Genomic DNA, 20915 nt, shown 5'->3' with positions numbered 1-20915 from the left:
GAACGCCCGACCTACGGATATCCGCCCGCATGAGCGCCGCGCTGCAGATCGCCCTTCCGGATATCGGCGACTACCGGGACGTGCCGGTCATCGAGCTTCTGGTGAAGCCCGGCGACCGCCTCGCGGTGGACGACCTGATCCTCAGCATCGAGTCCGACAAGGCGACCATGGAGGTCCCGTCCCCGGTCGCCGGCGTCGTGCGCGAGTTGCTGGTGTCGGTGGGGTCGAAGGTCTCCGAGGGCACGCCGATCCTGACGGTGGAGCCCGCGGAGGGCGGCGGGGCCGAGACCGCGGCAGAGCCGTCTGCCCCGGCCGCAACGGTGTCGGCTTCCGGGCAGAGCGCCGATCCCCTCTCCCGAGCGGGAGAGGGACAGGGTGAGGGATCGGAGTTTTCCGGAGACGGCGCCCCCCTCACCCCAACCCACTCCCGCACGGGAGAGGGCGCCGGTCGCGCCTCGCCGGAGCCGGTTCAGGCCGATCCGATCCAGGCGACAAGCGGCGACGTGCATGCCAGCCCGTCCGTCCGCCAGCTCGCCCGCGAGCTCGGCGTGGGACTCGACCGCGTTGCCGCGACCGGGCCGAAGGGGCGGATCCTGCGCGAGGACGTGCACGCCTTCGTCAAGGCGGCCCTCGGCGCGCCGGCCCAGGCGCCCGCCGCCGCGTCCGGCATCGGCGCCGGCCTGCCGCCCTGGCCTGAGGTCGACTTCGCCAAGTACGGGCCGGTCCGGCGCGAGCCGCTGTCGCGGATCCAGACGCTGTCGGGCGCCAATCTGAGCCGCAACTGGCTGACGATCCCGCACGTCACCAACTTCGACCGGGCCGACGTCACCGAGATCGAGTCGTTCCGGGTCGGACTCAACAAGGAGACGCGCACCCCGCCCGCCCGGGTCACCATGGTGGCCTTCCTGATCAAGGCGGCGGCCTCGGCGCTCCGCGCCTACCCGCGGTTCAACTCCTCGCTGGAGGGCGGCGACCTCGTCCTCAAGGACTACGTCCATGTCGGCTTCGCGGTGGACACGCCGAAGGGCCTGATGGTGCCGGTGGTGCGCGACTGCGACCGCAAGGGCCTGATCGAGATCGCCACCGAGATGGCCGCGATGGCCGAGAAGGCCCGGGCCGGAACCCTCCCGGGTTCCGACATGCAGGGCGGCTGCTTCTCGGTCTCGTCGCTCGGCGGCATCGGTGGCGACGGCTTCACCCCGATCATCAACGCCCCCGAGGTCGCCATCCTGGGCGCGGCGCGCTCCCGCACCGAGGCGGTCTGGGACGGCGAGGCCTTCCAGCCGCGCCTGATCCTGCCGCTCAGCCTCTCCTGGGACCACCGCGTCGTGGACGGCGTCGCCGCCGCCCGCTTCCTCGGCCACGTGGCGTCGGTCCTGTCGGACCTGCGCCGCGCCCTCCTGTGACCGCCGCCGCCATGCCCGAGACGCTCGACATCCGCGTCCCCGACCTCGGCGACTACGCCGACGTGCCCGTCATCGAGATCCCGGTGGCGCCCGGCCAGCCGGTCGCCCGGGACCAGACCCTGCTGGTGGTCGAGTCCGACAAGGCGACGCTAGACATCCCCTCGCCGGCGGCGGGCCGCCTCGTGGAGATGCTAGTCGGCCTCGGCGACACCGTCTCGGCCGGAACCCTGGTCGCCCGCCTCGCGGTCGAGGCGCCCGAGGCGCGCGCCGAGCCGGCTCCCGCGCCGGCCGCCGCGCCAGTTCCGACCGCGCCGCCGCCGAGGCCGCGGGCGGAGGCGGGCTGCGACCTCCTGGTGATCGGCGGCGGACCGGGCGGCTACTCGGCCGCGTTCCGGGCCGCCGATCTCGGGCAGCGGGTGGTCCTGGTGGAGCGCCACGCGACCCTCGGCGGCGTCTGCCTCAACGTAGGCTGCATCCCCTCGAAGGCGCTGCTCCACGTGGCCGCGGTGACCGAGGAGGCCGTCCGGCTGGCCGCGCACGGGATCAGCTTCGGCGCGCCGACGGTCGATCTGGAGAAGCTCCGGACCTTCAAGGCCGGCACCGTCCGCCGCCTCACCGACGGGCTCGCCCAGATGGCGCGCCAGCGCAAGGTCGAGGTGGTCCGCGGGACCGCGCGCTTCACCGGCCCCGACACGGTCTCGGTGGCGCTGCACAAGGGCGGCACGCGGGACCTTACCTTCGCCGCCGCCGTCGTGGCGGCGGGCTCGTCGCCGGTGGCCCTGCCGATGCTGCCGGACGATCCGAGGATCATGGATTCCACGGGGGCGCTGGAACTGCCCGCCGTGCCGCGCCGGCTTCTGGTGATCGGCGGCGGCATCATCGGCCTGGAGATGGCGACCGTCTACAGCGCGCTCGGCGCGCGGGTGGACGTGGTGGAGCGCCTGCCCGGCCTGCTGGAGGGCGTCGACCGGGATCTCGTGAGCGTCTGGACGAAGCGCAACGCGCACCGCTTCGACCGGATCCTGACGGGGGTCGAGGTCGTGTCGGCCGAGGCGAATCCGGACGGCATCGCCGTGACCCTCTCGGACGCGTCCGAGCCCCGGACCTACGACCTCGTGCTCCAGGCCGCCGGCCGCCGCCCGAACGGCGCGACGCTGGGTCTCGACGAGGCCGGCGTGAAGCTGGACGGCGGCTTCGTGCCGGTGGACGCCCAGATGCGCACGAGCGTGCCGCATATCTTCGCCATCGGCGATTGCGTCGGCCAGCCAATGCTCGCCCACAAGGCAGTGCACCAGGGCCACGTCGCCGCCGAGGCGGCCGCCGGCCACAAGGCCGGGTTCGACGCCGCCGTCATCCCCTCCGTCGCCTACACCGACCCGGAGATTGCCTGGGCCGGGCTCACCGAGACGGCCGCGAAGGCGGCCGGGCGGGCCGTGGAGGTGGCGCGCTTCCCCTGGGCCGCGTCGGGTCGGGCCATCGCCAACGGCGCCGATTACGGCCTGACGAAGCTGCTGTTCGACGCGCAGACCCGGCGCGTCGTCGGCGGCGCCATCGTCGGCCCGAGCGCCGGCGACATGATCGGCGAGGTCGCGCTGGCGATCGAGATGGGCGCCGACGCCACCGATATCGGGCGGACGATCCACCCCCACCCGACACTCGGCGAGACGATCGGGCTCGCCGCGGAAGCCGGCCTCGGCGTCTGCACCGACCTGCCGCCGGTGACCCGTCGGTAGGTGCCGCGTCGGGCCCGGATTCGGTCGGCCCGTCGCGCGGCCGGCTCGACGGATCGCCGCGTCTTGTCTAGATCTCGCCCCGCGTCGCCGACTCGGCCGGGAAGCGGCCCGGTCGGCGCGCTCTGCCGGGCCTCGATGCTGCGGCACTTGGCGAAGATCTGGTGGTTCAGCTGCGAGGATATGGCCCGAGATGCTGTGGCACACCGGGAAGTCTTTCCGCCATGCCGTCCGCATTGTGCCGCTACTGGCGCGGGATCGATCAACGCGCGAGGACCCGCGGCGCACGAGGCCCGCAGCGGGGTTCCGCCTGCCGCCCATGGCCCTCGCGGTGCTGCTGGGATCGGTCGCGGTGACCGGATCGCCGGCCCGGGCACGCGATGCCGCCGTTGCGCCGAAGCCGGCCGATGCGCCGTCACCCGCCGAGGGACCGCAGGCGCTCATCGCCTCGCTGCGCAGCCGCATCCTGGCGGCGCACAGCGCAACCTTCGCTCTCGAGAGCTGGTGCGCCGACTACAAGCTCGCCGGGGATCCGCACCTCGTGGCGGAGCGCGTGTCCGTCGCCGACAAGCCGCTGACGGCCGCGCAGCGCGCGCGCCTGGCGATCGGCCCGGACGAGCCGGTCCGCTACCGCCGGGTCCGCCTCGCCTGCGGGGACCGCGTCCTGTCCGAGGCGGACAACTGGTACGTGCCGGCCCGCCTCACGCCGGAGATGAACGCGACGCTGGACAGCACCCGCACGCCGTTCGGCCGGGTCGTCCGCCCGCTCGCGCCGGTGCGCAACACCGTCGAGGTGCGCGCCCCGGTCCAGAGCGCCGTCCCCGGACCGAACGACCCGCTCTTCGAGATCGACGCCGTGCTGTCGACCGGTGCGGGGCAGCCGTTCTGCGAGGTCGTCGAGACGTATCTGGGCGGTGCGCTGCCGCAGGCATCGCGGTAAGAACCCGGCCGCGTTCTCGGTTGGGAGGAACAGGAATGGGTTCGAGGCTTCGTCGCACGATTCTGGCTCTGCTCGCGACGGGCGCGGCCTGCGGACCGGCCCTGGCGGCCGACCCGGCCGGCGTGTGGTTGACGGAGACGGGCAGCTCCCGGGTCCGCGTCGCGCCCTGCGGCGGCGGCTATTGCGGCACGATCATCAGCGCGCCCGGGAAGGGGCTCGACGCGAAGAACCCGGACCCGGCCCTGCGCGGCCGCAGCGTCGTCGGCGTCCAGATCCTCGACGCGCGCCAGCCCGAAGGCGGCGGCTTCTCGGGCTCCCTGTACAACCCGAACGACGGCAAGACCTATTCCGGCTCGCTGAAGCTCACGGGGCCCGACGCGCTCGAGGTTTCCGGCTGCGTCATGAGCGTGTTCTGCAAGCGGCAGACCTGGACGCGCGTGAAGTAGGCTTCGGCCTCGCCATCCGTCCGGCCTCGCGGCCGCGTCGGAACAGCGCGGGATCGAACGCGCGCGCCTGAGGTTGCCCGGGTCTGCAACCGACAAGGATTCTCATGACTCGGACACTACTCGCCGGCCTCCTCGCCCTCACCACCGTCGCGCCGGTGAGCGCCCAGGTCGAGACCCGGCCCGGCGGCCCGGCGCCCGGCGTGCCGGGCGTCGTGAGCCAGCAGAGCGACACGACCGGGAACGATGCCGCGGTGACCTATTCCCCCACCGGACGGCCCGCCGACACGATCTCCAACAACTCGGCGGCGGCGGGCAATGCCAACCAGCCGTCGCGGGTCGCGCCGCAGGGCAGTGGCGGGGGCGGCAGTCGGTGACTCTCGCCCACGATCGCGCCGGATGATCAGGCGCGATCCGCCGTAACTTGAGCGGCACGGGGCTCCTCGGCGGGGACGATACGCGAGTCCGGCGAGACCGCACAGATCCCGCGGAGCACGCTCGGCCCGCACCGGCGACGGTGCGGCCTGTCCGCGTCTCGGCGCGTCTCAGGCGGCCTCGGTGAGGGCCTGCGCGACGGCGTCGAGGGCGGCCTCCGCCCCGGCCCCGTTCGGGCCGCCGGCCTGCGCCATGTCGCGGCGGCCGCCGCCGCCCTTCCCGCCGAGCGCGCCGGCGCCGGCCCGGACCAGCCCGACCGCGTCGTAGCGCTCGGTCAGATCGTCGGTGACGCCGACCACCAGACCCGCCTTGCCGTCCGGTCCGACGCCGACCACCGCCACGATGCCGGAGCCCAGGCGCTTCTTCTCCTCGTCGACGATCGGCTTGAGGTCGCGCATGTCGAGCCCCTCGATGACGGAGCGGCGGAAGGCCACCCCGCCGATCTCGGTCTGCTGCGCGCCCGTGCCCGGGCCGCCCTCGCCGCCCATCGCGAGCTTGCGGCGGGTCTCGGCCAGCTCGCGCTCCAGGCGCCGCCGGTCCTCCATCAGCGCGGTCAGGCGGTCGGGCGCTTCCGAGACCGGCGCCTTCAGGATGCCGGCGAGCGCGGCCAGCGTCCGGGCCTCCTCGGCCCGGTGGCGGCGCGCCGCGTCGGCCGTCAGCGCCTCGATCCGGCGCACGCCCGCGCCCACCGCGCTCTCCGCCACGACGGTGATCGCCCCGATGTCGCCGGTGCGCGCGGCGTGGGTGCCGCCGCAGAGCTCGACGGAGAAGCTCTTCGGCTTCCCTGGGCCGGTCGCGTCGTCGACCGGCAGGCCCATGGAGACCACCCGGACCTCGTCGCCGTACTTCTCGCCGAACAGCGCCCGGGCGCCCGACGCGATGGCGTCGTCCACCGCCATCAGCTTGGTCACGACGGGCGCGTTCTGGAGCAGCACCGCGTTGGCGATGTCCTCGACGCGGGCGAGTTCGTCGGCCTCGATCGGCTTCGGATGGCTGATGTCGAAGCGCAGACGCTCGGGGCTGACCAGCGAGCCCTTCTGGGCGACGTGGTCGCCGAGCACCTGCCGCAGGGCCTCGTGGAGCAGATGGGTGGCCGAGTGGTTGGCCCGGATCGCCTTCCGGCGGGCGTTGTCGACCTTGAGCTCGACCGGCTGGTCGAGGCTCACCGTCCCCTCCTCCACGGTCACGTGGTGGACGAACACGTCGCCGAGCTTCTTCTGGGTGTCGGTCACCCGCGCCCGAACGCCCGGCGCCAGGATCAGGCCGGTATCGCCGACCTGGCCGCCCGACTCCCCGTAGAACGGCGTCTGGTTGACGAGCACGAGGCCGGTCTGGCCCGCCTCGAGGGTGTTCACCTCGGCGCCGTCGCGCAGGAGCGCGGTCACGATGCCCTCGGCGGTCTCGGTCTCGTAGCCCAGGAACTCGGTGGCGCCGACGCGCTCGCGCAGGCCGAACCACACCGTCTCGGTGGCCGCCTCGCCCGAGCCCTTCCAGGCCTCGCGGGCCGCCTGCTTCTGGCGCTGCATCGCGGCCGCGAAGGCGTCCGTATCCACGCCGATGCCGCGGGCCTTGAGGGCGTCCTGCGTCAGGTCGAGGGGGAAGCCGTAGGTGTCGTAGAGGGTGAAGGCGGTGTCGCCGGAGAGCTTGTCACCTTCCTTGAGCTCGCGGCTCTCGGCGTCGAGGATCGACAGGCCCCGCTCCAGGGTGCGGCGGAAGCGGCTCTCCTCCAGCTTCAGGGTCTCGGCGATCAGGCTCTCGGCCCGCATCAGCTCCGGGTAGGCCTGGCCCATCTCGCGCACGAGGGTCGGCACGAGGCGGAACATGGTGGGTTCGCGGGCCCCCAGGATCTCGGCGTGGCGCATGGCCCGGCGCATGATCCGGCGCAGCACGTAGCCGCGGCCCTCGTTGCCCGGCAGCACGCCGTCGGCCACCAGGAAGGAGGCCGCCCGCAGGTGGTCGGCGATCACCCGGTAGGACGCCATCGTGGCCGGCTCCGGCGCGCGCGAGACCGCGTGGGCCACGGCGTCGATCAGGGCGCGGAACAGGTCGGTGTCGTAGTTCGAGTGGACGCCCTGGAGGATCGCCGCCATGCGCTCCAGGCCCATGCCGGTGTCGATCGACGGCCGCGGCAGCGGGTTCCGGACGCCCGGCTCCAGCTGCTCGTACTGCATGAACACGAGGTTCCAGAACTCGAGGAAGCGGTCGCCGTCCTCGTCCGGGGAGCCGGGCGGGCCGCCCTGCAGCGCGGGGCCCTGGTCGATGAAGATCTCCGAGCAGGGGCCGCAGGGGCCGGTATCGCCCATCTGCCAGAAATTGTCGGAGGTCCCGATCCGGATGATCTTGTCGTCGGAGAAGCCGGCGATCTTCTTCCACAGGCCGGCGGCCTCGTCGTCGTCGGCGTAGACGGTGACGAGGAGCTTGTCGGGCTTGAGGCCGAACTCCTTGGTGATCAGCGTCCAGGCCAGCTCGATCGCCCGGTCCTTGAAGTAGTCGCCGAACGAGAAGTTGCCGAGCATCTCGAAGAACGTGTGGTGGCGCGCCGTGTACCCGACATTGTCGAGGTCGTTGTGCTTGCCGCCGGCCCGCACGCATTTCTGCGCCGTCGTCGCCCGGTCGTAGGCGCGCTTCTCCATCCCGGTGAAGACGTTCTTGAACTGCACCATGCCGGCGTTCGTGAACATCAGCGTCGGGTCGTTCTTCGGCACGAGGCTCGAGGAGGGCACGACCTCGTGGCCCGCCTTGGCGAAGTAGTCGAGGAAGGTCGACCGGATCTCGTTGACGCCGCTCATCGGGGCTGACTCTGGCAGTACGGACGGGAAAGGGCGGCCGCGCGTCATCCGCCCGGCGCCCGCATGGCGCCCTCTTAAGGAGGGATGCCGCGCGAGTCACGGGCGGCCTGCCCCGAAATCTCCTCGGGACGCCGCAACTCGGCCACAAGCGCGGCCGTGTTGTCGCCACATCTGTCAAGCGATGGTGAGTCCGTAGCGCCACAACGGCGTGTGGAGAGTCGGGATAACGATGCAGGGCCGCACGGTCGGATCGCCGAGGACCATCACCGGTAAGCAGGGCCATTTCGGCTCGGGCCGCGCCGACGTGATCGCCGCGCAGCCCATGCTGGGCCGTGCCCATGGCAGCCGCCCCGCGCTGTTCCGCTCGCTGCTCACCGTCTCGATGATCGCCGGCGGGCTCAGCGCCGCGCTGATCGGATCGGGCGTGGACCTCGCCAAGGTCGGCCTGTCGCCCGCCGTGTCGGTGGCGGAGGCCGCCACCGAGATCCCGATGCCGCGCCCGCGGATCCACACCGTCGCCCTCAGCACGCCGCTCGATCAGACGCCGCTGCGCGCCGCCGCCAGCTTCGCCGCGGTGCACGACCTCGACACCGAGCTCGGCTCCAACACGGTCGACCGGGTGTCGTACGACTTCCTGCTGTCCGAGAGCGCCGTCGGCGACCCGAACGACATCCTCGAATTCGGCCCGATGAAGATCCGGCGCCACCTCGTTCAGACGATCGTCCGGGCGGCCCAGGCCGTCCAGACCGATCCGGTGCTCCTGATGGCGGTGGCCGACAAGGAATCCAGCTTCGTCACGGCGGTCCAGGCCAAGACCTCCTCGGCGACGGGCCTCTACCAGTTCATCGAGCGGACCTGGCTCGGCGTGGTGCGCGACTTCGGCGCCAAGTACGGGCTGGAGAAGGACGCCGCGCTGATCACGTCCGACGCCAACGACCGGCCGGTGATCACCGACCCGGCGGAGCGCGCCCGGGTTCTGGAACTGCGCCGCGACCCGTACCTGTCGGCCCTGATGGCCGGCGAGATGCTGAAGCGTGACGCGGCCCGCATCGCCCTGCGCATCGGCCGCGAGCTGACCCTCGGCGAGGTCTACCTCGCCCACTTCCTCGGGCCGGACGATGCCCAGGAGTTCCTCACCAACGTCGTGAACAAGCCGGCCGCCGCCGCGGCGACCCTGCTGCCGGGCCCGGCCCGCGCCAACCGCTCGATCTTCTTCGCCGCCGGGCGCTTCGTCGGGCGCGGCCGCCACCGCAAGCCCCTGAGCCTGTCGGTCGCGCAGGTGCACGAGAAGTTCGAGGCGATGATGAGCACCCGCGGGACGCGCTACCAGAACGTCCGCGCAGTCTCCGGGATCATGGCGTATGCCGACGCCGAAGCCGGCCTCGCCACGCAGTAACGGCTCTGTGACGCCGGACGGGATTCCGAGCGCCCGGCGCAACCAGCGGCGGATTGCCGACTTTCCTCCTGTGAGCGCCGCGTCCTCGAGCGGCGCGGAAGTCGACTTCGGGGGGAGTCCTTGAAAAAGCACCAGACGAGCGCACCCCTGCCGCTCACCGATACGCTGTCACCGGGTATTCCGCTCGACCAGATCGGTCAGACACTGGCGTCGTTCTACGATAATCTCGTCACCGAGGGCCTGCCGGAACACCTCGCCGCCCTGGTCCGCCGCGTCCGGCAGAGCGAGGGCGACGCGATCGCCCGGAGCGGGCCGGATGTCGTGGCGGCCGAGGCCGATCCGCCGCGCCTCGCCCTCGTCGTCGAGGACGACCCCGAGATCCGCGCCCTAGCCGAGACCCTGCTGGAGGAGACCGAGCTCGACGTGGTCGGCTGCGACAGCGCCGAGGCCGCCCTGTCGGTCCTTCAGGCGCGCGGCGGCGACGTCGCGCTGGTCTTCGCCGACGTCCGGCTGGCCGGTGAGATGGACGGCCTCCAGCTCGCCCGCGCGGTGGCGACCCTGTGGCCCCGCGCCCGGCTGGTGATCACCTCCGGCCACGGCCTGCCGCGGCCCGAGCTGCCGACCGAGGCCGTCTTCATCGCCAAGCCCTGGCGCCCCCTCGACGTGCTCGTCGAGGCCGAGCGCGCCGCCGCCGATCCGGCTCCGCCGGTGGTCTGAGGCGCACCGCGCAGGCGCGCCCGGCCCTTGCATCGCCGGTGACCGTGTCGGCGCGAGCCCGGAGCCTGCGAAGTTGCCGATCCTCTCCGTCCGCCATCGTACGGTCTACCGCTACCGGCGTCCGGTCGCCTTCGGCGAGCACCGGATCATGTTCCGGCCGCGCGACAGCTACGATCAGCGGCTGATCGCGGCGACCGTCGACATCGCGCCGGAACCGGCGTCGCTGCGCTGGCTGTTCGACGTGTTCGGCAACTGCGTGGCGGTCGCGACCTTCGACACGCGTGCCGAGACCCTGACCTTCGACTGCGGCATCACCCTCGACCACACCCCGGAGCACGCGCCGGTCTTCCCGCTGGCGCCGCACGCGACCCACTACCCGTTCGGCTACGGGGCCGAGGACATGCCGGACCTCGCCCGCTCCATCGAGCGGCAGTGGCCGGACCCGCGGCACGAGGTCGATGCCTGGGCGCGGAGCTTCCTGCCGCCCCAGGGCCGCGTCCCGACGCAGGAGCTGCTGGCCGCCATGACGCGCAGCGTGCGGGCGAACTTCACCTACCTGGCCCGTTCCGAGAAGGGCGTGCAGGACCCGCTGACGACCCTGCGCACGAAGCTCGGCTCTTGCCGGGACTTCGCGGTGCTGATGATGGAGGGCGTCCGGGCGCTCGGCATGGCCGCCCGCTTCGTGTCCGGATACCTGTACAACCCGCGGAACGACCGGGCGCGCCACGTCGGCGGCGGCTCCACCCACGCGTGGCTGCAGGTCTACCTCCCGGGCGCCGGCTGGGTCGAGTTCGACCCGACCAACGGCATCGTGGGCAATCGCGACCTGATCCGCGTGGCGGTGACCCGCGACCCCGCGCAGGCCGTGCCGCTGCACGGCTCCTTCTTCGGCCTCGCCAGCGACGATCTCGGCATGCGCGTCGACGTCGACGTGGTGGAGCTGCCCGCCGACGGGCCGGCGGCCCGAACCGTGCAGGGGCCGCACACGTCCCCGGCGCGTTGAGTGTCCTCGAGGACCGGGACCCGGAACGAGCGTGCGTGGCGACTCCGCGCGGAAGGCGACAGAGCAAGGTGGCCGCGATGAAGATCAGGACCGGTTTCGATATCGCCTTCACGCTGTCGCAGCCGACGCCGATGATCCTGATGCTGAGCGTCCATCCCGCGCGGATCGGGGACGTGCTGACCCCGCACTCGATCGAGTTCGATCCGCCGCTCGAGACGCGCGAGTACCGCGACGCCTTCGACAACATCTGCCACCGCATCGTCGCGCCGCCCGGCCAGCTGACGATCGCGGCCGATTTCACGGTTCAGGATTCGGGTCAGCCCGACCCGGTCGTGCCGGAGGCGCGGCAGATCCCGGTCCAGGACCTGCCCGACGACGTCCTGATCTTCCTCCTGGGCTCACGCTACTGCGATACCGACAAGCTCTCGCAGACCGCGTGGTCCCTGTTCGGCGGCACCCCGGAGGGCTGGGCCCGCGTGCAGGCGATCGTCGACTACACGCACGAGCGGATCCGCTTCGACTATCAGCGCGCCGACGCCACCCGGAGCGCGCACGACGCCTTCATGCAGCGCGAGGGCGTGTGCCGGGACTTCGCGCATCTGGCGATCACCCTGTGCCGGTGCATGAACATCCCGGCGCGCTACGCCACCGGCTACCTGGGCGATATCGGCGTGCCGAAGGACCCGGCGCCGATGGACTTCTCCGCGTGGTTCGAGGTCTTCCTCGCGGGGCCCGAGGGGCCGCGCTGGTACACGTTCGACGCCCGCCACAACCGGCCCCGCATCGGCCGCATCGTCATGGCCCGCGGGCGCGACGCCACCGACTGCGCCATCTCGACGAATTTCGGCTACGCCCACCTCGCGCGGTTCGACGTCCACACGGACGAGGTGACCTGAGTCGCGCACGCCTGCGTGATCTCGCGCACCGCACGGCCGAGCCGGCCTGCGTATTCCGCCGGACAGCAAATTCCGGGCGGGTGTATGGAACTGCTTGCCTATGCTCACGCTTGTAATGGCAAAGGTTATTGCACAGGTAGGCCACTCATGAAGACCACGGTCACCGCACTCGCCGCGCTCCTGGGCGTGTCTGTTCTTGCCGCGACGCCCGTCCTCGCCGCCTCGTCGTACGATCCCTTCGGCACGGACAATGCCGACGAGTACTACTCCGATCAGGGGCAGTACGGTTACCAGGGCACTTACGCACCGGGCTACGGCCAGGGCGTGCAGGCCGCGCCGCAGGCGCAGGTCCAGCCGATCCCCCGCGAGATCGTGGCGTTCAACGCGCCCTACGCGCCCGGCACGATCGTGGTGTCCACGGCCGAGCGGCGCCTGTACTACGTGCTCGGCAACGGCGAGGCGATCCGTTACGGCGTCGGCGTCGGCCGCCCGGGCTTCAGCTGGAGCGGCACCAACAAGATCACCGCCAAGCGCGAGTGGCCGTCGTGGACGCCCCCGAAGGCCATGATCGCCCGTCGTCCCGACCTGCCGCGCTACATGGCGGGCGGCATCGAGAACCCCCTCGGCGCCCGGGCCATGTATATCGGCAGCACCGAGTACCGCATCCACGGCTCCAACGAGCCGGACACGATCGGTCAAGCGGTGTCGTCGGGCTGCATCCGGATGACCAACGACGACGTCACCGACCTGTACGACCGCGTGAAGGTCGGCGCCAAGGTCGTCGTCCTGAACTGAGGGCGCGGCGCGGGATCGCCCGCGCCCCTAGCCCGGCTGTGCCGCACGGGCCGCGTCATCCCACTTGGGAACGCGGCCCGTCGCCTTTGGGAACCTGAGCCTCTAGGGAACGACGCGGCCGACGGCGGTCTGCGGCGGGCTGAACGAGGCGATCGGCATGTCGCAGAAACAGCGCACGCCGAGGGGACGCGGCCCCGGCAGCGGGCAGGAGAACGGCTTCGGCCCCGTGATCCCCTGCTGGACGGCGTCGCAGTTGTAGCCGACGGGTGCGCGCTGCGCCCGGCGCGGGACCGGCCGGTATCCGCCGTCGTAGCCCGGATCGTCGTAGTACTGCGCCCAGGCCGCGCTGCCCGGAAGGACGGCGGCGAGCGCCAGGGCGGCGATCGCCAGGCGGAGAGGTCCACGCAGGCCGGACCGGCCGGAAACAGTGAGGCGCATCCCTGAACCCTTCACTCGGCGCGGACCGAACGCGTCCGCTCGGCGGCTCTCGGCGGCAATACCGGCGAAAACGAGACGGCCCGCCCCCGGAGACGGGAGCGGGCCGCAGCCCCGTTGGTCGGTGCCGGCCTCAGTGCGACGCGCGCTCGGCGGCGTCCTGAGCGTTCTGAGCCGTCTGCTTGGCGGCGTCCTGGCCCTGCTCCATGGCCTTGCGGGCCTCGTCGGCGCCCTGCTGCATCGCCGACTTCGCGCGCTCGGCGCCCTGCTGCATCGCGCTCTGCGCGAGGCCGCTGAACTCCTTCGCCTGAGCCTGGATGGCGGCGAACTGGCTGCGGACGAACTCGGCCTGATGCTGCATCGCCTCCTGCACGTCCCTGGAGCGAACGAGCTTCTGGGCGAGGTCGAAGGCCGCGTTCACGTTCTGCTCGGCATACTCGAAGCCGCGCGACGAGGCGTCCAGCGCGTTCGAGCGGGCCAGCTCGGCCGAACCCTGCACGGTGTCGGCAGTGCGGCGAGCGGCGCCGATGAAGCTGTCGAAAGCCTTGCGGGCCTGTTCGACGCTCTTCTCGGCGAAGTCGCGCATCTCGGCCGGAACTTCGTAGTTCGGGGGGTTGCTCATACGTCGTCTCCTCTCTTGATTAGCCTGTGGATGGCGCTTTGTGCGGTGCACAATAACTGATTCGCCGCCATATGCCACCCGCGCCCGGGGCGTTAAGGTTGACATAACGTAAACGTGTGACGGTTGCGCCGAGAGTCCAGCGTCGCGGCGCGAGGGAGTTTACAATAGGGCTACGGTCGCGGGCGTTTCTCGGGCAAAGCGGGACCGCGGAGCGTCTGGATCGCGTTTGGGTTCGAGGTCGCGGGCTTTGGAGACGACAGTGACACCGACGGCCGCTGCAGCCCCGCCCGGGCTGGCGAGTGCCTTCGCGACCTGGGAGCGGCTGCCCGTCCTGGCGGCCGCGCTGGCCGCGCGCGACGCCGTGCATCTCGTGGTCGACCCGTCGGACGCGCGGATCCTGTCCGCGTCCGAGGCGGCGGCGGGTCTCGCGGCGGCGCTGGCCGGCCCCGCCCTCGCCAGTGTGATCCGGCAGATCGTGACGGCGGCGGCGGGCGACGCCACGCCCCGCCTCGCGCGCCTGCGCCTCGATGCCCGCCGGATCGCGCCGCCGGTTCTGTGCTGGCTGGCGCGCGGCGCGCAGGCCGACGGCCGGCCCGCGATCCTCATCATTCCGACCGCGCCGGTGGCGGCGGGCCGCGCCCGCCCCGTCCGCCCGGCCGATGCGCCGCCCGACGTCCACGCCGAACGACCCGTGGCGGAGCGCGCGCCGCCCCATGATCCGCGATCGCCCCCGGCCGCGCCGCTGCGGCGCGACGACCGCTTCCTGTGGCGCCTCGATGCCGCGGGGGTCCTGACCACTCTGACCGGCCCGGAGGCCCTCGCCGGACTGGTCGGGCAGCGCTGGCAGGACCTGGCGGCGAGCGGGCGCCTCTCCGGCGCCGACGCCGTGCTGGCGGCCCTGCGCGACCGGCGCACCTTCCGCGGCGAACAGGCGGTGCTCGATGCCGGCACCGGGGCGTTCCGGGTCGACCTGTCGGGTGCCCCGCTGGGGCGGGACGACGCGGCCTTCTCGGGCTTCGGCGGCTTCGGGCTGATCCGGAGCGTCCCGGCCGGGAGCCAGATGCCGTCCGCGTCGCCGGAGCCGACCCCGGAGGCGGTACCGGAGCCGAATGCGACGCCGGTGCCGGCAGCCTGCGAGGATGCCGGGCCCGCCCTTGGCCCGGCCGAGACCGGCGCCGTCGCGGATCCTGTCGCCGTCGACGCGGACCCCGTCGCCGCGCCGCTGTCGAACGACGAGCACGCCGCGTTCCGCGAGATCGCCCGGGCGCTGGGCGCCCGCTACGCCGGTGACGAGGCCGAACCCGGGTCGCCCAGGACCGAGAGCGGCGCGGTGATGCCGTTCCCCGCGCCGCAGGCCGCTCCGGCGGAGACCCGGGCGGCCTCCGACGATGTCGGTCCCGACGCGGACGCGGCGGACGTCGGGCCGCTCGCCGACGCGGCACCGCCGCCCGCGACCGATCTCCTCGGCGGATTGCCGTTGCCGGTGCTGGTCCATCGGGACGGCACGATCGTCGCGGCGAACGGCGCCTTCCTGGACCTGACCGGCCATCCTGACCTGCCGAGCCTCGTGCGCATCGGTCTCTCGAGATTGCTGCCGGGTCTTCCCGCGACGCAGTCCCCCGAGCCGTCCGCGCGCCGGACGACCGTCGCGACGGTCGACGGCGGGGCCCGCCCCGTGGAACTGCTGGCGGGCGCCCTGCCCTGGGCGGGCGCGACCGCCACGTGCCTGGTCGTGCGCCCGGTCGAGGACGCCGACGTCGCGGACGCGCTCACGGCCGAGCGCCTCGCCCGCGCCGCCGAGACCGAGCGGACGGCCAGCGCCGAGGCGACGCTGGACGCGCTGGAGACGGGCGTCGTCACGATCGACGAGGCCGGGCGCATCGTCGCGCTGAACCGCGCCGCGTCCGGCCTGTTCGGCTGCGATCCCCGCGAGATCGTCGGGAGCAGCTTCGTCACCCTGTTCGACGGGGACAGCGTCCTGACGGTCGCCGATGCCCTGACGGGCACGCCCCCTGGCCGGCGCATCGCGCGCCTCGCGGGCGGGCCCGTGTCGCTGACCGTGGCGGCGGCGCAGGGCCGACGTGTGGTCCAGATCGCGCGGGCCGAGAGCCAGGCCGCGGAGCGGAGCGTCGACGTCAGCCCGGATCCCGCGCCGGGTCGGGCCGATGCCCTCGGCCGGCTCGACGGCGCCGTCCGCGAGCCCCTGACCGGGATCATCGACCTCGCCGGCGCGATGCTGAAGGAGCCGTTCGGCCCCCTCGGGGACGCGCGCTACAGAGGCTGCCTCGCCGAGATCAAGGCCTCGGGCGAGGCGATGCTGGAGCGCGTCGGGAAGCTGCTGGACCTCGCCGCCGTCGAGGCCGGCTCGCTCCACCTGGAGCCCCGCGCCCTCGACCTCAACGACGTCGTGGCGAGCTGCGTCGCCCGCCTCCAGGGCGAGGCGGCACGGGGCCGCATCGTCGTGCGGACGAGCTTCTCAACCGATATCGGCGACCTGGAGGCCGACGAGCCTTCGGTCAGCCGTGCGGCCAGCTTGGTGATCGAGAACGCGATCCGGCGGTCGACGGCAGGCAGCCAGATCATCGTGTCCACCGGATCCGCCGAGCGGGCGGGGATCGCCGTGCGGGTGCGGGAGACCGGCGCCGGCCACGCTCCGCGGCCTGAGGCTCCGCGGAGCGATGTCGAGGACGGGCTGGCGCTGCCACGGGCGCTGGTGGAGGCCAACGGCGGCCGCCTGCAGCTCTCCGCTCGGCCGGAGGACGGCACGCTCGTGGAGATCATCATGCCCACCCGCCGGGCGGCCAACGGCTAGGGTCGATCGCGGCCGCGGGAGGCGGAAACAGAGGGCTGCCGGTGACAGCCGCCTCGTGCCGGCGCGCTTGACAGCGCAGCATCGAAGCCTCAAGCAGCGCTTACATTGTGCCCAATCTATTCACGGGAATTGTGCTGCGCAGGTGCGCGCCAAACTGCGATGATATCGTCATCGTAGATTGTCGGCTACGTTACTTTGGAAGTCCTGGCTGCGCGGCGGAGACCGCGATACGATCGGGCACCAAAACAGGGATGGGACGCCATGGAAGGCAAGGTGATCGAGGTTCAATCCGCGTGGCGCGAGGGCGCTCACGTGGACGATGCCAAGTACCGGGAGATGTACGCGGCTTCGGTCGCCGATCCCAACGCGTTCTGGGCCGAGCACGGCAAGCGCATCGACTGGATGAAACCGTTCTCGACGGTGAAGAACACCAGCTTCGAGCCCGGCAAGGTCTCGATCAAGTGGTTCGAGGACGGCACGACCAACGTCGCCCATAACTGCATCGATCGCCATCTCGAGACGCGCGGCGACCAGACCGCGATCATCTGGGAAGGCGACAATCCCGACGAGTCCAAGCACGTCAGCTACCGCGAGCTGCACGCGCAGGTCTGCCGGATGGCCAACGTCCTGCGCAACCGCGGCGTCGGCAAGGGCGACCGCGTCACGCTCTACATGCCGATGATCCCGGAAGCCGCCTACGCGATGCTCGCCTGCGCGCGGCTCGGCGCGATCCACGCCATCGTGTTCGGCGGGTTCTCGCCGGACTCCCTCGCCTCGCGCATCCAGGGCTGCGGCTCGAAGGTGGTGATCACCGCCGACGAGGGCCTGCGCGGCGGCCGCAAGGTGCCGCTGAAGGCCAATGTCGACGAGGCGATCAAGCGCCTCGGCACCGACCTCGTCGACCACGTGATCGTCGTGCGCCGCACCGGCGGCAGCGTCGCCATGGAGGCGGGCCGCGACGTCTACTACGACGAGGCCGCCGAGCAGGTGACCGACGAGTGCCCCGCCGTGGCGGTGGAGGCCGAGCACCCGCTGTTCATCCTCTACACGTCGGGCTCGACCGGTCAGCCGAAGGGCGTGGTGCACACCACCGGCGGCTACCTCGTCTACGCGTCGATGACGCACGAGTACGTCTTCGATTACCGCGAGGGCGACGTGTACTGGTGCACGGCCGATGTCGGCTGGGTCACCGGCCACAGCTACATCGTGTACGGGCCTCTCGCGAACGGTGCCACGACGCTGATGTTCGAGGGCATCCCGACCTACCCGTCGACCTCCCGGTTCTGGGAAGTGGTCGACAAGCACAAGGTCAACATCTTCTACACGGCGCCGACCGCGATCCGCTCGCTGATGGGCGGCGGCGAGGGCCCGGTGAAGAAGACCTCGCGGCAGTCGCTGCGGGTGCTGGGCTCCGTCGGCGAGCCGATCAACCCGGAAGCCTGGGAATGGTACTACAACGTCGTCGGCGACAAGCGCTGCTCGATCGTCGACACGTGGTGGCAGACCGAGACCGGCGGCATCCTGATCACGCCGCTGCCGGGCGCCACCGCCCTCAAGCCGGGCTCCGCCACCCGCCCGTTCTTCGGCGTGGAGCCCGAGATGGTCGACGCCGAGGGCAAGGTGCTGCAGGGGCCCTGCGAGGGCAACCTCTGCATCGCGGATTCCTGGCCGGGCCAGATGCGCACCGTCTACGGCGACCACGAGCGCTTCGAGCAGACCTACTTCTCGACCTACCCGGGCAAGTACTTCACCGGCGACGGCGCCCGGCGGGACGCCGACGGCTACTACTGGATCACCGGCCGGGTGGACGACGTCATCAACGTCTCGGGCCACCGGATGGGCACCGCCGAGGTCGAGTCGTCGCTGGTCGCCCACCCGAAAGTCGCCGAGGCGGCGGTGGTGGGCTACCCGCACAACGTGAAGGGCCAGGGCATCTACGCCTACGTGACCCTCAACGACGGCGAGGAGGGCGACGATGCCCTGCGCAAGGAGCTCGTGACCTGGGTCCGCAAGGATATCGGGCCGATCGCCTCGCCGGACCTGATCCAGTTCGCGCCCGGCCTGCCCAAGACGCGTTCGGGCAAGATCATGCGCCGGATCCTGCGCAAGATCGCCGAGGACGATTTCAGCTCGCTCGGCGACACCTCGACGCTGGCCGAGCCGGCCGTCGTCGACGACCTGATCGAGAACCGGCAGAACCGGGCCTGATCGCATCCGCGCCGCCGCGGCGGCGCGGGTCCGGACCGGGGCGGGTGCCGGGACGGCGCCCGCCTCCAACAAGAACCACGAACTTCAACGCGACGAACCGGGGGGCCGAGAGCATGCCCTCGCGGGAGGAACAGCCATGAGCGGCACGACACTCGACACCCGAGGGCGCACGGCGCCCCCGGGAACACGCCCACTCGGGACCGGCGTCGACCCGCAGGTCGAGCGGATCGCCCGGACTCCGGAATTCCAGCAGCTCGTCGGCGAGCGCACGCGGTTCGCCTGGATCCTGACCGGCCTGATGCTGGTGGTCTATTTCGGCTTCATCGGCCTGATCGCCTTCGACAAGTCGCTCCTGGCCGTGAAGGTCGGCGGTACCGCCTCCCTCGGGCTGTTCGCGGGCGTGTTCGTGATCCTGTTCGCCTTCGCGCTCACGGGCGTCTACGTAGCCCGGGCCAACACCCGGTTCGACGCGCTGAGCGACGCCCTGAAGCGGAGCGTGGCCCGATGAACCGCCTCCTCCTCGGCCTGACGCTCGCCGTGATCGCGGCGAGCGCCGCCTACGCCGCCGGCCCGGATCTCGGCGCCGTGGCGCAATCGGCCACGAACTGGCCGGCCATCCTGATGTTCCTGTTCTTCGTGCTGCTGACGCTCGGCATCACCTACAAGGCGGCCAAGGGCACCAAATCGGCTTCCGACTTCTACGCGGCGGGCGGCGGCATCTCGGCCGGCACGAACTCGCTGGCGATCGCCGGCGACTACATGTCGGCGGCCTCGTTCCTCGGCATCTCGGGCCTCGTCTACACCTCGGGCTTCGACGGGCTGATCTACTCGACGGGCTTCCTGGTCGGCTGGCCGATCGTGCTGTTCCTGATCGCCGAGCGCCTGCGCAACCTCGGCAAGTTCACCTTCGCCGACGTGGCGAGCTTCCGCCTCGATCAGACCGCGATCCGCATCATCTCGGCGGTGGGCACCCTGGTGGTGGTGGCCTTCTACCTGATCGCCCAGATGGTCGGCGCGGGGAAGCTGATCCAGCTCCTGTTCGGCCTGCCCTACCTCTACGCGGTGATCATCGTCGGCGTGCTGATGATCGTCTACGTCGCCTTCGGCGGCATGAAGGCGACCACCTGGGTGCAGGTGATCAAGGCCTGCCTGCTGCTCGGCGGCGCGACCTTCATGGCCGGCGCGGTACTGTACAAGTACGGCTTCAATCCGGAGCTGCTGTTCGCCAGCGCCGTGCAGGTCCACCCGAAGGGCGACGCCATCATGGCGCCGGGCGGCCTCGTGTCGAACCCGGTCGAGGCGATCTCGCTCGGCGTCGGCCTGATGTTCGGCACCGCCGGCCTGCCGCACATCCTGATGCGGTTCTTCACGGTCTCGGACGCCCAGGCCGCGCGCAAGTCGGTGTTCTACGCCACCGGCCTGATCGGCTACTTCTACATCCTGACCTTCATCATCGGGTTCGGCGGCATCGCCCTGCTCATGTCGGATCCGGTCTACTTCAAGCTCGGACCGGCCGGCGCGTTCGACAAGCTGAAGGACATGATCGGCGGCACCAACATGGTGGCGGTGAACCTCGCCAACGCGGTGGGCGGCCCGTACTTCCTGGGCTTCATCTCCGCCGTGGCCTTCGCGACGATCCTCGCGGTCGTCGCCGGCCTGACGCTCGCCGGCGCCTCGGCCATCAGCCACGACCTCTACGCCCAGGTGATCGCCCGCGGGCGGACCACCGAGAAGCACGAGGTCAACCTGTCGAAGATCTCGGCCGTGGTGATCGGCATCGTGGCGATCTACCTCGGCTACGTGTTCGAGAACCAGAACGTCGCCTTCATGGTCGGCCTCGCTTTCGCGGTGGCGGCGAGCTGCAACTTCCCGGTGCTGGCCATGTCGATCCTGTGGCGCGGCACCACCACCTGGGGCGCGCTCGCCGGCGGCCTCGTCGGCCTGCTCACCGCGGTCGTCATGGTGGTTCTGTCGAAGGCCGTGTGGGTCACGACGCTGGGCAACCCCGCCCCGCTCTTCCCCTACGACAACCCGGCGCTGTTCTCGATGCCGCTGGCCTTCGCGACGATCTGGGTCGTGTCCCTCATGGACAAGACCCGCCGGGCCCAGCGCGAGCGGGCCGCCTTCGAGGCGCAGTACGTGCGCTCCGAGACGGGCATCGGGGCGGACGGCGCGCACGCGCACTGACAGCGACCCGACATGTCGGACAGGCGGAGGGCGCGGCGCGAGCCGCGCCCTCCGTCGTTCCGGTGACAACTCGGTACGCGCCCATGTTGATGAGGGTCTTC

Annotated in this window: 17 protein-coding genes; 14 read left to right on the top strand and 3 right to left on the bottom strand. The window is 71.7% G+C overall.

Annotation, left to right across the window (positions count from 1 at the left end):
- Positions 1-29: 29 nt before the first annotated feature.
- The 5 genes from LOK46_RS29390 to LOK46_RS29370 all read left to right on the top strand — a co-directional run bounded on the left by LOK46_RS29390 (position 30) and on the right by LOK46_RS29370 (position 4896).
- Positions 30-1406, top strand: coding sequence for a 2-oxo acid dehydrogenase subunit E2 (locus LOK46_RS29390; RefSeq protein ID WP_273561813.1), 1377 nt, complete (start codon positions 30-32; stop codon positions 1404-1406).
- An 11-nt stretch (positions 1407-1417) separates the two neighbouring features.
- Positions 1418-3139, top strand: a complete 1722-nt coding sequence (lpdA, locus tag LOK46_RS29385; RefSeq protein ID WP_273561812.1) for a dihydrolipoyl dehydrogenase — start codon at positions 1418-1420, stop codon at positions 3137-3139.
- Positions 3140-3455: 316 nt separating this feature from the next.
- Positions 3456-4076, top strand: a complete 621-nt coding sequence (locus tag LOK46_RS29380; protein ID WP_273561811.1) for a hypothetical protein — start codon at positions 3456-3458, stop codon at positions 4074-4076.
- A 35-nt stretch (positions 4077-4111) separates the two neighbouring features.
- A complete protein-coding gene (locus LOK46_RS29375) occupies positions 4112-4522 on the top strand; it encodes a DUF2147 domain-containing protein (protein ID WP_273561810.1) in 411 nt (136 codons plus the stop codon).
- Positions 4523-4626: 104 nt separating this feature from the next.
- Positions 4627-4896: a hypothetical protein gene (locus tag LOK46_RS29370; protein WP_273561809.1), complete on the top strand. Its 270-nt coding sequence runs from the start codon at positions 4627-4629 to the stop codon at positions 4894-4896.
- A gap of 168 nt (positions 4897-5064) precedes the next feature.
- Here the strand turns inward: LOK46_RS29370 and alaS are convergent, their stop codons facing one another.
- Complete coding sequence (gene alaS, locus LOK46_RS29365) at positions 5065-7743, bottom strand: alanine--tRNA ligase (RefSeq protein ID WP_273561808.1); 2679 nt, start codon at positions 7741-7743, stop codon at positions 5065-5067.
- A gap of 229 nt (positions 7744-7972) precedes the next feature.
- Here alaS and LOK46_RS29360 point away from each other — a divergent pair, with 229 nt between their 5' ends.
- From LOK46_RS29360 to LOK46_RS29340, 5 genes are all read left to right on the top strand, one after another.
- Entirely contained in the window at positions 7973-9139 is a 1167-nt protein-coding gene (locus tag LOK46_RS29360; protein WP_273561807.1) for a transglycosylase SLT domain-containing protein, read from the top strand.
- Between the two features lie 120 nt (positions 9140-9259).
- Positions 9260-9856, top strand: coding sequence for a response regulator (locus LOK46_RS29355; RefSeq protein WP_273561806.1), 597 nt, complete (start codon positions 9260-9262; stop codon positions 9854-9856).
- A 73-nt stretch (positions 9857-9929) separates the two neighbouring features.
- Positions 9930-10859 (top strand): transglutaminase family protein, encoded by a 930-nt coding sequence (locus tag LOK46_RS29350; RefSeq protein ID WP_273561805.1) that lies wholly within the window; start codon positions 9930-9932, stop codon positions 10857-10859.
- Positions 10860-10936: 77 nt separating this feature from the next.
- On the top strand, positions 10937-11755 hold the full coding sequence (locus LOK46_RS29345) for a transglutaminase family protein (RefSeq protein WP_273561804.1): 819 nt from the start codon (positions 10937-10939) through the stop codon (positions 11753-11755).
- A gap of 147 nt (positions 11756-11902) precedes the next feature.
- Complete coding sequence (locus tag LOK46_RS29340; protein WP_273561803.1) at positions 11903-12550, top strand: L,D-transpeptidase; 648 nt, start codon at positions 11903-11905, stop codon at positions 12548-12550.
- 102 nt (positions 12551-12652) lie between these two features.
- Here LOK46_RS29340 and LOK46_RS29335 read toward each other — a convergent pair whose 3' ends face one another.
- Together LOK46_RS29335 and LOK46_RS29330 are read right to left on the bottom strand one after the other, a co-directional pair.
- On the bottom strand, positions 12653-12988 hold the full coding sequence (locus LOK46_RS29335; protein WP_273561802.1) for a hypothetical protein: 336 nt from the start codon (positions 12986-12988) through the stop codon (positions 12653-12655).
- 130 nt (positions 12989-13118) lie between these two features.
- Entirely contained in the window at positions 13119-13607 is a 489-nt protein-coding gene (locus LOK46_RS29330) for a phasin (protein ID WP_273561801.1), read from the bottom strand.
- 259 nt (positions 13608-13866) lie between these two features.
- Between LOK46_RS29330 and LOK46_RS29325 the strand changes: the two genes are divergently transcribed.
- The 4 genes from LOK46_RS29325 (at position 13867) to LOK46_RS29310 (ending at position 20814) form a co-directional block, all read left to right on the top strand.
- Entirely contained in the window at positions 13867-16419 is a 2553-nt protein-coding gene (locus LOK46_RS29325; RefSeq protein WP_273561800.1) for a sensor histidine kinase, read from the top strand.
- 261 nt (positions 16420-16680) lie between these two features.
- The gene (acs, locus tag LOK46_RS29320) at positions 16681-18627 is read left to right on the top strand and encodes an acetate--CoA ligase (RefSeq protein ID WP_273561799.1); all 1947 of its coding nucleotides are present in this window, start codon (positions 16681-16683) and stop codon (positions 18625-18627) included.
- 136 nt (positions 18628-18763) lie between these two features.
- A complete protein-coding gene (locus tag LOK46_RS29315) occupies positions 18764-19135 on the top strand; it encodes a DUF485 domain-containing protein (RefSeq protein ID WP_273561798.1) in 372 nt (123 codons plus the stop codon).
- Positions 19132-20814 carry a cation acetate symporter gene (locus tag LOK46_RS29310; protein ID WP_273561797.1) on the top strand — a complete coding sequence of 561 codons (1683 nt, stop codon included), beginning with the start codon at positions 19132-19134 and terminating at the stop codon, positions 20812-20814. The genes LOK46_RS29315 and LOK46_RS29310 overlap by 4 nt, the downstream gene beginning before the upstream one ends.
- Positions 20815-20915: the final 101 nt, after the last annotated feature.

This window comes from Methylobacterium sp. NMS14P, from assembly GCF_028583545.1.
In the GTDB taxonomy this organism is placed as follows: Bacteria; Pseudomonadota; Alphaproteobacteria; order Rhizobiales; family Beijerinckiaceae; genus Methylobacterium.
Note: the sequence above shows the minus strand (reverse complement) of the source record. Positions and strands in the feature narration are given on the sequence as shown.